This is a genomic window from Rathayibacter sp. AY1H2 (assembly GCF_002931985.1).
Lineage (GTDB): Bacteria > Actinomycetota > Actinomycetes > Actinomycetales > Microbacteriaceae > Rathayibacter.
Genome location: NZ_PSUV01000004.1, coordinates 157,859 through 170,350, shown reverse-complemented (window position 1 = coordinate 170,350; position 12,492 = coordinate 157,859). Strand labels below are relative to the sequence as shown.

The window sequence follows — 12,492 nt, the reverse complement described above, 5'->3', positions numbered from 1 at the left end:
GCGTCGGCCTCGAGAAGCAGCAGTCGGCCCTCCTCGCCGAGAAGATCGACGAGATCCTCGACCAGCTGATGACCGCCCAGGGCAACCCGGTCAGCGTCCCCGCCGGCACTCCCCCGGAGCTCGTCGACAACGACCCGCTCGACCAGCCCGTGGACCCCGAGTTCCGCGTCGGCGGGCTCAGCCTCGGCTGGGACCCGTCCACCGCGCAGATCGTGATCGAGGCCTACCCGCTGACCGAGGCGGAGGACGACTCCGAGGAGGAGCCCGAGCCCACCGAGATGCTGCAGGTGAAGATCCCGGTCGGGACGGCGCGCGCCTTCGCGAAGCGCACCCTCGAGGTCGTCGGCGCCGGACGTCCGCTCTGCCCCCGCTGCGGCGAGCCGATGGATCCCGACGGGCACGACTGCCCGCTCGCATGAGCGACCCGGGCGGGCTCGACGGCGAGCTGGAGCTGGCCGGCCGGATCACGATCGCCTCGAACGCGACGTTCCTCGCGCAGCTCGGCGAGACGTCCGTCGTCTACAAGCCGATCTCGGGCGAGAAGCCGCTGTGGGACTTCCCGGACGGCGTGCTCGCGGGCCGCGAGGTCGCCGCTTACCTCGTCTCGGAGGCGCTCGGCTGGAACGTGGTGCCGCGCACGTGGCTCCGCGACGGTCCGCTCGGGCCGGGCATGGTCCAGCTCTGGCAGGACATCGATCCGGACCAGGACGCGGTCGACCTGGTGCCCGCCGACGCCGTGCCCGACGGATGGCGGCACGTCCTCGACGGCAGCGACGAGGAGGACCGCGACATCTCCCTCGTGCACGAGGACTCGACGGCGCTGCGCCGGATGGCCGTGTTCGACGTGGTCGCCAACAACGCGGACCGGAAGGGCGGGCACGTGCTCGCGCTGCCCGACGGCCACCGCTACGGGGTCGACCACGGCCTCACCTTCCACTCCGAGCACAAGCTGCGCACGGTCCTCTGGGGCTGGATCGGCGAACCGCTGCTCGAGGAGGAGCTGACGGCGCTGGCGCTCCTGCGCGCGCAGATCGACGGACCGCTCGGCGAGGCGCTCTCGGAGCTGCTCACCGAGGACGAGGTCGCCGCGTTCGCGAAGCGCTGCGAGCGGCTCGGCTCCTTCGGCCGCTTCCCGGGCCCGCGGGGCGGGATGCCCGCGGTGCCCTGGCCGCTGTTCTGAGCCGGGCGCGGTCGGAACTCAGGACGAACGCCTCCGGAGCGGCGGAGACGCGCTGATCCTCAGGCGCGGGAGCGGATCCCTCCTGCATCCTGAACGGCTCAGAAGCTCCAGCCGCGGCCGAACAGCTCCTCGCCGGGCGCTCCGCCGCCTCCCGGACCCGCGCCGCGAGCGCCGAGGTAGGAGGAGACGACGGCCGCTCCCAGGTCCTCCGCCTCCGGGTTCACCACCGAGCCGCCGACCCGGCGGGCGAGCGAGTCGATGAAGCGCGCGAGGCCCGGGTCGTCGCCCAGGCGGAAGAACGTGGTGTGCGCGCCGAGGCGGAGCGACGCGTCGAGCTCGCGGACCGAGACGGCGACCGTCAGCGGGTCCGGCGGGTAGTCGAAGAAGACGCCGCCGTCGGGCTCGAGGTGCGCGGTCGGCTCGCCGTCGGTGACGATGAGCAGCACGGGCTGCGCGTTCGGGTGCTTGCGGAAGTGCCGGTTGGCCAGCAGCAGCGCGTGGTGCAGGTTCGTGCCCTTGTCCCACTCCGCGTCCAGGCCCACCAGCTGCTCGACGTCCATCACCTCGGCGCGTCGGCCGAAGGCGACGAGCTGCAGCGCGTCTCCGCGGAACCGGCTGCTGATCAGGGTGTGCAGGGCGAGGGCGGTGCGCTTCATCGGCACCCAGCGGCCGTCCATCGCCATCGAGAACGACGTGTCGACGAGGAGCGCGACACAGGCCTGCGTGCGCGCCTCCGTCTCCTGCACCTCGACGTCGTCGATCAGGATGCGCACCCCCGAGCCGACCGGCCGGCCCTCGCCGGCGGTGCGGGTGAGGGCGTTGGTCACCGTGCGGGGGATGTCCCAGGCCTCGGTGTCGCCGAACTCCCACGAGCGCGTCGCTCCGGAGCGCTCGCCCGCCGCGCCCGCGCGCCGGACGTCGCGGGCGCCCTGACGGCCGGAGACGGTCTCGGCGATGTCGCGCAGGAGCGCTTTGCCGAGCTGGCGCATGGCCTTCGGGCTGAGGGCGAGGCGGCCGTCGGAGCCGCGGCGCAAAGTCCCGGAGTCGCGCAGGGCCCGCTCCAGGCGCTTCAGCGTCTGCGCGTCGACGGAGGCGTCCTCGCCGAGGCGCTTCGCCAGCAGGTCGAGGTCGAGGTCGTCGAGGGAGGAGCGGTCCGTCTGCGCGAGCTGGTCGGCGAGGGCGTCGAGGTCGGCCAGCTCCTGGAACACGCCCGTCCCGTCGCCGAGGCCGAGCCCCTGCTCGCCGTCCATCCGCTCGGAGCCGCCCCAGTCCTCGCCGGGACGGAGCCCCCGCAGGGTCTCGTCGAGGCGGCCGAGGGACTGCATGAGCTCCGGCGTGCCGAAGGCCTCCTGGGCGAGGGCGTCGAGCTCGGCGCGCTGCTCGGCGGTCATCGAGTTGCGCATCCGCTGAGCCGCCGCCGCGCGGGCGGCGAGCGCGTCGATCAGCTCGTCCACCGACTCCGGGCCCTCGGGGAAGTACTCGCCGTGCTGCTCCATGAAGGCGTCGAACTGCTCGGTGGTGTCCTCCCCGCGCGCGTGCGCCTCGAGCAGCTCGTTCAGGTCGCGGAGCATCGCGTCGATCGCGGCGCGGTCCTCGTCGCTCGCGTTCTCGAGGGCCTGCTTCATCCCCTCGAAGCGCTGATCGAGCATCTCGCGGCCCAGGAGCTCGCGGATCCGCTCGAAGTCGGCGCGCGCCTCGGGGCTCTGCCAGCGGTAGTCGCGGAGCTCCGAGACGGCCGCGGCCGGCGAGGGCGGGAGGCTGTCGAGCTGGATCTCTGCGAGCGCGCGGTCGCCGTCGTCCATCTGCGTGTCGCGGGCGAGCTGCTTGCGCTCGGCGAGGACGGCCTTGTCGAGGAGCTCGCGGATCTCGCGGAGCGTGCCGTCGAGGTTGTTCCTCTGCGTGAGCTCGCGACGCCGCTCGGCGACGCGGGCGGCCAGGTCGTCCAGGCCCTCGCGGTCGCGGGTGCCCCGGCGGAGGAACTCGCGCAGGGCGCGCTCGGGCGAGGTGCCGCCCATCACGTCCTCGCCGATCGCGTCGAGGGCCTCCTTCAGGTCGACCGGAGGAGCGAGCGGATCGGGTCCCCCGTTGTACTTCGCGTAGCGCGCGTCGCGCTTCAGCCGCCGGTTGCCGCGCGGAGCATCAGCCATAGACGGCCTCGCCCCCGCCCGTCTCCTTGCTCAGCTTGCGCGAGAGGTAGAGGCCCTCGAGGGCGAGCTCGACCGCTCCGGCGCGGCGCCCCTCCCCCACGGCGTCGAGGCGCTCGGCGACCTCGTCGTACACGCGGGCCTCGCCCAGCAACGGCAGGCCGGCCAGGAACTCGCGGGCGGTCACCTGCTCGCCGGTCGTGATCATCGCGCCGTTCTCGACCGCCTCGACGAGCGGCCCGAGGTCGACGCCGCGCAGGTGGGCGCGGACGGTCTCGGCGGTGGCCTGACGGAGCAGGTGGTCGAGGATCTCGTCCTCGCGGCCCTCCTCCCCCGACTCGAACTCGATCTTGCCGCCGAGCACGTCGACGGCGGTCTCGAGGTCGATGGGGCGGGCGACCGCCTCCTCCTCGCCGCGGCGGGTGGCGCGGTGCAGGGCGGCGGCGGCGATCGTCTCGGCGCCGGCGATGGCGAAGCGGGCGCTGACGCCGCTGCGCTGGTCGACGGAGCTCGACTCGCGCAGGGCCCGCGTGAAGCGGGCGAGGATCTCGATGAGCGCATCGGGCACGGTCGCGACGAGGTCCGCCTCCTGCCGGATGACGGCGACCTCGTCGACGAGAGCCGTCGGGTAGTGGGTGCGGATCTCGGCGCCGAAGCGGTCCTTCAGCGGCGTGATGATCCGGCCGCGGTTCGTGTAGTCCTCCGGGTTCGCGCTCGCGACGACGAGGACGTCGAGGGGGAGGCGGAGGACGTAGCCGCGGATCTGGATGTCGCGCTCCTCCATCACGTTGAGCATGGCGACCTGGATCCGCTCGGCCAGGTCCGGCAGCTCGTTGATCGCGACGATGCCGCGGTGGCTGCGCGGGATGAGGCCGAAGTGGATGGTCTCCGGGTCGCCCAGGCTGCGGCCCTCGGCCACCTTCATCGGGTCGACGTCGCCGATGAGGTCGGCGACGCTGGTGTCGGGGGTGGCCAGCTTCTCGACGTAGCGCTCCTCGCGGGGCTTCCACGCGACGGGCAGGTCCTCGCCCAGCTCCTCCGCGCGGCGGCGGCTCTCCGTGGTGATCGGCTCGTAGGGGTGCTCGCCGAGCTCGGACCCCTCGATGACGGGCGTCCACTCGTCGAGCAGGCCGACGAGGGTGCGCAGGAGGCGGGTCTTGCCCTGGCCGCGCTCGCCCAGCAGGACGATGTCGTGGCCGGCGATGACGGCGCGCTCGACCTGCGGGATGACCGTCTCGGCGAAGCCGTGCAGGCCCGGCCAGGGGTCGCGGCCCTCGCGCAGGGCGTCGAGCAGGTTGTCGCGGATCTCGGTGCGGAGGCTCTTCTGCACGTGCCCGGAGGCACGGAGCTGGCCGAGGGTCTGGGTCGTCGGGCGCATCACCTCGGCAACGCTACGCCGCAGGTCCGACACGTGGTGGAGGTGCGGCGGATTCGCGGCGCGGGCTTGCGCGGGGGGCGCGCCGCGGACGGCTCAGCGCTCGAGGCGCGGGGCGGCGGCGAGCAGGCGGCGCGTGTACTCCTCCTGCGGCGCGGCGAGGAGCGACGCGGCCGGCCCCGCCTCGACGATCCGACCCTCGCGCATCACGGCGATGCGATCGCTCATGTGGGCGATCACGCCGAGGTCGTGCGAGATGAGGAGGAGGGCGAGGCCGTGATGGCGCTGCAGGTCGTCGAGCAGGTCGAGGATCTGCGCCTGCACCGACACGTCGAGGGCCGAGACGGGCTCGTCGCAGATCAGCACGTCGGGGCGCGTCGCCAGCGCCCGGGCGATCGAGACGCGCTGGCGCTGACCGCCGGAGAGGGTCCGCGGCGAGCGCCGCTCCAGGGCGGGGTCGAGCCCCACGCTCTCGAGCAGCGCGGGCACGGAGGCGGCGCCGGCGTCGCGGAGGAGGCGGCCGACGTTCCAGCGCGGGTCGAACGAGGAGAGGCTGTCCTGGTAGACGGCGCCGATCCGCGGGCGGCGGGGACGGCGGGAGCGCTCGGTCGCTGCCGACCACGGCTCGCCGAACAGCTCGACGGCGCCCGCGTCCGGACGCCGCAGCGCCAGCACGAGCCGGGCCACCGTGCTCTTGCCCGACCCGGACTCGCCGACGAGCCCGACGGTCTCGCCGCGCCGCAGCCGGAGGTCGACGTCGTCGACCGCGACCCGCACTCCTCCGCCGGGCAGCGGGAAGCGGGCGGCGAGTCCGCGGGCCGCGACCACGACCTCGCCGGGGGTCTCGGGCGGGGTCGCCGGTGCGGTCGGGTCGGTGAGCCGGGAGCCGCGCGGGCGCCCGGCGGGGACAGCGGCCACGAGCGCGCGGGCCTCGGGGCTGCGGGGCGCGCGCAGCACCTCGGCCGCGGTCCCCTCCTCCACCACGCGGCCGTCGGCCAGCACGAGGATGCGGTCGGCGAGGCCCGCCACCACCGCGAGGTCGTGCGAGACCAGGACGAGCGCCCGGCCGCGCGCCTTCTGCTCGGCGAAGAGCTCGAGCACGCGGGCCTGGACGGTGACGTCGAGCGCGGTGGTCGGCTCGTCGGCGACGAGCAGCGGCGGATCGAGCGCCACGGCCGCCGCGAGGAGGGCGCGCTGGCGGAGCCCGCCGGAGAGGTCGCCGGAGCGCTCCCGCATCCGCTCGGCCGGCTCCGGCATGCCGACGCTCGCCAGGGCCTCGACCGTCCGCTGCGCGCGCTCGGCCGCGGGGAGGCGGCCGTGGAGTCGGAGCACGTCGCCGATCTCGCGGCCGATCGGGCGCAGCGGGTCGAGCGAGAGCAGCGCGTCCTGCGGGACGAAGCCGACGGATCCGCCGCGCAGCCGCCGCAGCTCCCGCTCGCCCGCTCCGACCACCTCGGTCCCGCCGACGCGGACGCTCCCGGTCACGGCGCCTCCGCTCAGCCCCAGCAGCGCTCGCGCGGTGACGCTCTTGCCCGACCCGGACTCGCCGACGATCGCGACGCACTCCCCCGGCTCCACGCGGAACGAGACCCCGTGCACCACCTCGATTCCGTCGAAGGCGACCCGGAGCCCCTCGACGACGACCGCGCTCACCGCGCACCCCTCAGACGACCGCCGAGGACCGTCGTCGCGATCGTGGTCAGCACGATCGCCAGTCCCGGGAACACGGTCAGCCACCACGCGCTCGCGAGGTAGGTGCGGCCCGCGGAGAGCATCGCGCCCCACTCCGGCGCGGGCGGCTCGGCGCCCAGGCCCAGGTAGCTGAGGGCCGAGGCCCAGACGATCGCCTGGCCGACGCCGAGGGTCGCCAGCACGGCGAGCGGCCCGAAGGTGTTGGGGAGGACGTGCCGGACGAGGATGCGGACGGGTCCGTGCCCCAGCACGCGCGCCGCCTCGACGTAGCCGGAGTCGCGGATGCCGAGCAGCTGCGTGCGCAGGATGCGGGCGTACCCCGGCGCGGTCGAGAGGCCGACCGCGATGGTGGCGGGGACGACTCCGGGACCCGTGACCACGATCACGAGCAGCGCGAGCAGGAGCGCGGGGAAGGCGAAGAGCACCTCGAGCACGCGGCCGATCACGCCGTCGACGACGCGGCCGCCGAACGCCGCGACCACCCCGAGCACCGCGCCGAGGACGAGGCCGATCGCGGTGGCGCTGGCGCCGATCAGGAGGGACGCGCCGGCCCCCGCGATGAGGCGGCTGAGGACGTCCCGACCGGACTCGTCGGTGCCGAGCAGGTGCGCGGCACCCGGTGGGGTGAAGGCGTCGCGCGGGGCGACGGCGAGCGGATCGGAGGGGGCGAGCAGCCCGGGCGCGACGGCGGCGAGCAGGAGCAGCACGACGAAGACCGCGGCCAGCACCTCGCCGGCGCGGAGGCGGGAGGGACCTCGGCGGAGCGGGCGGGCGGCGCGCAGCTCGAGCTCGCTCACGCGACCGCCTCCCGCCGAGCCGGCCGCGGGTCGATCACGCGCGTCAGCAGATCGGTGGCGAGGGTCACGACGATGTACGCCAGCGCCGTGACCAGCACGACACCCGTCACCACCGGCACGTCACGGACGGTCACCGCCGCGAGCAGAGTCCGGCCGAGCCCCGGCCTCGCGAAGATCGTCTCGACCACCACGGCCCCGCCGATCAGGTAGCCGAACGCCCAGCCCGAGAGCGAGACCCCTGGCAGCACCGCGTGGCGCAGGGCGTGGCGGGCGCGGACGCCGAACTCGCCCTCGCCGCGCGCCCGAGCGGCGAGCACGAACGGCGACTCCAGCGCGTCGAGGAGGGAGCGGCGCATCACCTGGCCGAGGAAGCCCGCCAGCGGGATCGCGAGGGTGAGCGTCGGCAGCACCAGCCCGGCGGGCGACCCGGTGCTGACCGGGGGCAGCCAGCGCAGCGCGGTCGCGAAGACGGCGATCAGCACGGTCGCCAGCCAGAAGTGCGGGAGCGCGGCCGCCGTGAGCTCGAGGCCGGACCCGACCGCGGCGGCGAGGCGGCCGCCCCGGGTCGACCAGAGGGCGGTCGCGAGCGCGAGGATCCATGCGGCGGTGAGCGCGAGCACGGCGAGCAGGAGGGTGCCGGGCAGCTGCTCGCCGAGGATCTGCGCGACGGGAGTGCGCAGGGAGTAGGAGGTGCCGAGGTCGCCGCGCGCGAGCCTGCCGAGCTGCACCAGGTACTGCACGAGGAGCGGCTGGTCGAGGCCGTACTGCTCCCGCACCGCGGCGAGCGCCTCGGGCGACGCCTGCGAGCCCGGACCGCCGAGGATCGCCTGCGCCGGATCGCCGGGGACGAGGCGGATGAGGACGAAGACGGCGGTCGCGACGGCCCACAGCACCACGAGGGCGCCGCCGAGGCGGAGGAGCACGCGGCGGATCATGCGGGCGGGCGTCCTCTCTGGTCGGGGCGATGGAGGGGCGGGGCTTCGTCGAGGTCCGCTCCCTCCGGAGCACGGGGTCTCGATGCGCGACCGTCGGCGGCTACTCGACCAGCATGGAGGACGGATCCCTGCTGATCGAGCAGCCCGCGGAGCGGGCGCATCGAGATCCGCCCGTCCCGATCGCGGGGTCTCGATGCGCCACCGCGGCGACTACTCGACCGGCACGCGTCCGCTCATCGATCGGTGCAGGCGGCTCGCCGGGGCCGGGTCAGACCCAGGCGTCGGCGAACCAGGGGGTCGACACGGTGTCGAGGGCGACGAGGCCCTGGACGGCCGCCCGGTGCAGGTAGTGGTTCTGCTGGTCGTAGAGCGGCAGGATCCAGTAGCCCTCGAGGACGATCCGCTGCGCCTGCTCGTACAGGTCGGCGCGGGCGTCCTCGTCGGTCGTGGCGCTCGCCTGCTCGAGCAGCGAGTCGAGCGCGGGGTCGGCGATCTGCGCGTGGTTGGCGAAGTAGCCGCTCGGCGCGGGGGTGATGCCCGAGGAGGAGTAGAGGATCCGCAGCACGTCGGGTCCGACCTTCGTGTACGGGGCGCTCACCAGCTCGTACTCGTTCGACGCGAGCGCGGTGTACCAGCTCGACAGGTCGAGCAGGCTGATCCGCACGTCGAAGCCGAGGGTCTTCGCCGAGGCCTGGATCTGCTCGAACAGCGACTGCTCAGCCGGGATCGACTGGTTGGTGCTGACGGGGAAGCGCAGCGTCAGCGGCGTGCCGTCCTTCTCGCGGATGCCGTCGCCGTCCGAGTCCACCCAGCCGGCCTTCTCGAGCAGGTCCTCGGCGGCGGCCGTCTCGGAGTCGGACCCGGCGTCCTCGAAGAGCGACGGGTCGGAGTACGCGGTCGCCTCGCGGCTGGACAGCGGGGAATAGGAGCGCTCGGCGGTGCCGAAGAAGAGGGAGTCGATCGCGTCGTTCACGCCGACGCCGCGGACGAACGCCTCGCGGACGGACTCGTCGTCGAACGGCGCCTGGCCGGAGTTGAGCTCGAGGCGGTTGACCGAGCCGGGCCGGGGCGCGTCGAGCTCGACGAGGTCGGTGGCTCCGGTCGCGGCCTTCAGTGTGTCGGGCTGGGCGTTGTCGAGCACGTCGACCTCGCCCGACTGCAGCGCCGCGTAGCGGGTGGCGGAGTCGGGGATGAAGCGCCAGGTGATGCTCGCCAGGTGCGCGGGGCCCTCGTGGCCGTCCCCGGTCGGGCCGGTCGACGCGTCGTAGGCCTCGTTGCGGGTGAGGGTCACGTGGTCCTGCTTGACCCACTCCGAGACGGTGAAGGGGCCGGTGCCGACGGGCGCCTCGCAGTTCGCCTCCTCGCCGCGGGCGATGCCGGCGGGCGACTCGATCGCGGTCCACGGCTGCGCGAGCGACTCGAGCAGCGCACTGTCCGGCGCGGTCAGGGTGAAGCGGGCGACGGTCGGCGAGACCGCGGTGACGGAGGCGACCTTCGCCACGGCGAGGTAGCCGGTGGAGGACTTGGTCGCCGGGTCCTGCAGGTGCGCGATGTTCGCGGCGACCGCCTCCGCGTCGAGGGCGGTGCCGTCGGTGAAGGTCGCGCCCTCGCGCAGGGTGAAGTCGTAGCTGAGCGCGTCGTCCGAGACGGTCCACGACTCGGCCAGCCACGGCGTGATGGTGCCGTCGGCGTCGCGCGAGACGAGCGACTCGAGCACCTGCGTCGCGAGGAGCGCCTGCGGGTAGTTGCCGCCGACGTGCGGGTCGAGGCAGGTGGGCTCGGCGTCGCCGGACGCGTAGGTCAGCGTCCCGCCGTCGACGGGGGTGCTGGAGGCGTCCGGCGTCTCGGCGGTGCAGCCGCTGAGCAGGAGCGCGGCGGCCGCGACGGCGGCGGGGAGGGCGAGGAGGCGGGAGCGCAGCGGCATGACGTCTTTCGTGGAGGGGTCGGGGGTGCACGCGTTTCTTGGACGCGACCCAGGAAACGCTAGCAGGGCGTGGAGGCGGCGGACGGGGATCGCTCGGATCCGTGGAGGAGCGCCCGGATCCCGCGCTGGGGAGGGACGAACCGCGCTGTCAGAGGCCCCTGATGCGCCGGGCGGTCGAGAAGGGCCTCCGCTCTCCTACTGTCGACGCATGACCTCCGCCGTGCTCGCCCTCCTGTTCGGCTCCGCCGTCGCCCTCGTGGGCCTCGTGCCCTGGGCCGCCCTGCAGTACCGGCGGCGCGGCGTCCTCGGGATCGGCAACGCGGTGCTGGCCTTCGCCGCCGTGGTCTACGCGCTCGCCCTCGTCACCTACACGCTCCTCCCCCTGCCCGACGAGGCGACGGTCGCCGCCGCCTGCCGCACCGGATCGGGTCCGCAGCTGCGCCTGTTCGCCTTCGTCGGGGACATCGCGAAGGAGGGCGGGATCGACGGGCCCCGCGCGCTGCTGACGAACCCCGCGTCCGCGCAGGTGCTCCTGAACGTGGTCTTCTTCGTCCCCCTCGGGATGCTCGTCCGCCACCTCGCTCTCCGCGGGCGCCTCGTCGCCGGGATGATCGGCGGCACCGCCGTCGGCTTCGCCGTCTCGCTCCTCATCGAGGTCACGCAGCTCACGGGCGACTGGTTCCTCTACCCGTGCGCCTACCGGCTCTTCGACGTCGACGACCTGCTGGCCAACACGGCCGGCGCCCTGCTCGGCACCCTCCTCTCCCCCGTCCTCCTCCTCTTCACCCGCCGGACCGAGGGCGCGGTGCCGGAGCTGGCCCGCCCGGTCACGATCCGCCGCCGCGCCTTCGGCATGTTCTGCGACGTGCTCGCGCTGAGCCTCATCACGGGCGCGCTCGTCTCGATCACCGGGGTCGGCCTCGTGCTCGCGGGGGTGGACACGCGCTCGAGCCCCGGGGACGTGGTTCTCGGAGCCCTGCCGTTCGTCGCTCCGCTGCTCCAGCTGGTGATCGTGCTGCGGTCCGGGCGGACCCTCGGCGAGACGGTGGTGCGCCTGCGTCCCGAGCCGCGACCGTTCCTCTGGCAGCGGCTCGTGCGCTGGGCGGCGGGATCGGGCGGCTGGTCGACCCTGCTCGCCGTCGAGGGCGGGTTCTGGTCGCTGCTCGCCTTCGTCCTCGCGGCGGCCGCGATGATCGGCCTGGTCGCGACGCGGGGCCGCCGGGGGACGGCGAACGCGCTGGCTCGCCTCGACGTCGTGGACGAGCGGGCGGAGGCGCCGTCCGCCGTCCGGAAGACGGACTGAGAGGAGCCTGCCGGACGCCCGGGCGAGCCTCCGATCAGACCGCCGCGCGGAGCCCCTCGACCAGGTCGTGCTGCGCCTCGCGGCCGGCCCGCGTGGGCACGAGCGGGTACACGTGGACCTGCCCGACGGCCTCGTGGAGCTCGAACGGGACCCCGGCGGCCGCCGCCCGCTCGGCCAGCACGTGGGCGTCCGGATTGAGGACGTCACGCGTGCCCGTGAAGACGGTGAGGGGGCCGAGGCCCGCCAGGTCGCCGAACAGCGGGCTGACCACGGGATCGAGCAGGTCGAGGGCGCCGCGCCAGCTCTCGGCGAGGACGCGACCGCCCGGGGTGCCGAGCCAGGGATCGGTCGGCTGCACCTCGGGGATCCGCGGGTTGCTCCAGGAGAGGTCGAGCGCGGGCGAGACGAGGGTCGTGCGCGGCAGGACCACCCCCTCGTCGCGCAGGGCGAGGGCCGTCGAGAGGGCGATCTGGCCGCCCGCAGAGTCGCCGGCGAGGCAGGTCGCCCCGTGCCGCTCAAGACTCCGCAGCACCAGGGCGCGGACACCGTCGCGCGCCTCGAGCGCCGTGCCGAAGGGCACGAGCGGGTAGATCGGGAGGGTCACCGCGACCAAGGCCTCGTCGGCGATGCGGGCGGCGAGCCACCAGTGCTGGGGCGCGATCTCGTTCACCCAGCCGCCGCCGTGGACGTAGACGACGCCGCCGCGGATCACCCGCGGGCGGATCGTGTAGACCGGCCAGGAGCCGACCTGCTCCACGTCGACGCGCACGCCGGGCCGGAGGCGGGGCGGCGGGCCGTAGGAGGCGGGACGGAGCGCGCGCTCCCGGATGCGGCGACGGGCTCCCTCCGCGCTGACGAAGGTGCGGTTCGCACGGGCGAGCCGGAGCGCGAGCGGGACGAGGGCATCGGGGACGACGAGCGGCATCGCCCGAGCATCGCGCACCCCGGTGCGCGGCGGCTGGGCGGCGACGGACTGCGCGGCTGCGGACTCTGCGGCGACGGCCTCGGCAGCCACCGACGCGACAGTCACGGACTCCGCCGCTGATCCGCGGAGGTCGGAGGACGCGGCGCGGGCTCCGCGGACGGAGCGTCGGCACCCGCGGACGCAGCGTCGGAGACCGCGGACGACGCCCGGGCACCCC

The 12,492-nt window shown here is 74.6% G+C and carries 10 protein-coding genes; 3 read left to right on the top strand and 7 right to left on the bottom strand.

Going from position 1 to position 12,492, the window contains the following annotated elements; all coding sequences use genetic code 11:
• Together C5C29_RS05485 and C5C29_RS05480 are read left to right on the top strand one after the other, a co-directional pair.
• The coding region (locus C5C29_RS05485; RefSeq protein WP_104308067.1) for a DUF3090 domain-containing protein at positions 1–419 on the top strand (419 nt) is incomplete at its 5' end.
• Positions 416–1,180 (top strand): SCO1664 family protein, encoded by a 765-nt coding sequence (locus C5C29_RS05480; protein WP_104226043.1) that lies wholly within the window; start codon positions 416–418, stop codon positions 1,178–1,180. The genes C5C29_RS05485 and C5C29_RS05480, both read left to right, overlap by 4 nt.
• A gap of 98 nt (positions 1,181–1,278) precedes the next feature.
• Here the strand turns inward: C5C29_RS05480 and C5C29_RS05475 are convergent, their stop codons facing one another.
• The 6 genes from C5C29_RS05475 to C5C29_RS05450 form a co-directional block, all read right to left on the bottom strand.
• On the bottom strand, positions 1,279–3,327 hold the full coding sequence (locus tag C5C29_RS05475; RefSeq protein WP_104308066.1) for a VWA domain-containing protein: 2,049 nt from the start codon (positions 3,325–3,327) through the stop codon (positions 1,279–1,281).
• On the bottom strand, positions 3,320–4,702 hold the full coding sequence (locus tag C5C29_RS05470; RefSeq protein ID WP_104262318.1) for a magnesium chelatase: 1,383 nt from the start codon (positions 4,700–4,702) through the stop codon (positions 3,320–3,322). Before C5C29_RS05470 ends, C5C29_RS05475 begins: the two co-directional genes overlap by 8 nt.
• Before the next feature lie 93 nt (positions 4,703–4,795).
• Positions 4,796–6,352, bottom strand: a complete 1,557-nt coding sequence (locus tag C5C29_RS05465; RefSeq protein ID WP_104308065.1) for an ABC transporter ATP-binding protein — start codon at positions 6,350–6,352, stop codon at positions 4,796–4,798.
• A complete protein-coding gene (locus C5C29_RS05460; protein ID WP_104225046.1) occupies positions 6,349–7,188 on the bottom strand; it encodes an ABC transporter permease in 840 nt (279 codons plus the stop codon). Before C5C29_RS05460 ends, C5C29_RS05465 begins: the two co-directional genes overlap by 4 nt.
• Complete coding sequence (locus C5C29_RS05455) at positions 7,185–8,123, bottom strand: ABC transporter permease (protein WP_104308064.1); 939 nt, start codon at positions 8,121–8,123, stop codon at positions 7,185–7,187. The genes C5C29_RS05460 and C5C29_RS05455 overlap by 4 nt, the downstream gene beginning before the upstream one ends.
• Before the next feature lie 268 nt (positions 8,124–8,391).
• Positions 8,392–10,047, bottom strand: coding sequence for an ABC transporter substrate-binding protein (locus C5C29_RS05450; RefSeq protein ID WP_104308063.1), 1,656 nt, complete (start codon positions 10,045–10,047; stop codon positions 8,392–8,394).
• 208 nt (positions 10,048–10,255) lie between these two features.
• Here C5C29_RS05450 and C5C29_RS05445 point away from each other — a divergent pair, with 208 nt between their 5' ends.
• A complete protein-coding gene (locus C5C29_RS05445) occupies positions 10,256–11,350 on the top strand; it encodes a VanZ family protein (RefSeq protein ID WP_181065435.1) in 1,095 nt (364 codons plus the stop codon).
• Between the two features lie 34 nt (positions 11,351–11,384).
• On the opposite strand, the gene C5C29_RS05440 is transcribed toward C5C29_RS05445, so the two are convergent.
• Entirely contained in the window at positions 11,385–12,380 is a 996-nt protein-coding gene (locus tag C5C29_RS05440; RefSeq protein ID WP_258069462.1) for an alpha/beta hydrolase, read from the bottom strand.
• Positions 12,381–12,492 lie beyond the last annotated feature (112 nt).

Excerpts from the sequence above, each read along its gene's own strand:
- C5C29_RS05480 (WP_104226043.1), top strand. The coding sequence starts at position 416 with ATGAGCGACCCGGGCGGGCTCGACGGCGAGCTGGAGCTGGCCGGCCGG.
- C5C29_RS05475 (WP_104308066.1), bottom strand. The coding sequence starts at position 3,327 with ATGGCTGATGCTCCGCGCGGCAACCGGCGGCTGAAGCGCGACGCGCGC.
- C5C29_RS05470 (WP_104262318.1), bottom strand. The coding sequence starts at position 4,702 with ATGCGCCCGACGACCCAGACCCTCGGCCAGCTCCGTGCCTCCGGGCAC.
- C5C29_RS05455 (WP_104308064.1), bottom strand. The coding sequence starts at position 8,123 with ATGATCCGCCGCGTGCTCCTCCGCCTCGGCGGCGCCCTCGTGGTGCTG.
- C5C29_RS05450 (WP_104308063.1), bottom strand. The coding sequence starts at position 10,047 with ATGCCGCTGCGCTCCCGCCTCCTCGCCCTCCCCGCCGCCGTCGCGGCC.
- C5C29_RS05445 (WP_181065435.1), top strand. The coding sequence starts at position 10,256 with ATGACCTCCGCCGTGCTCGCCCTCCTGTTCGGCTCCGCCGTCGCCCTC.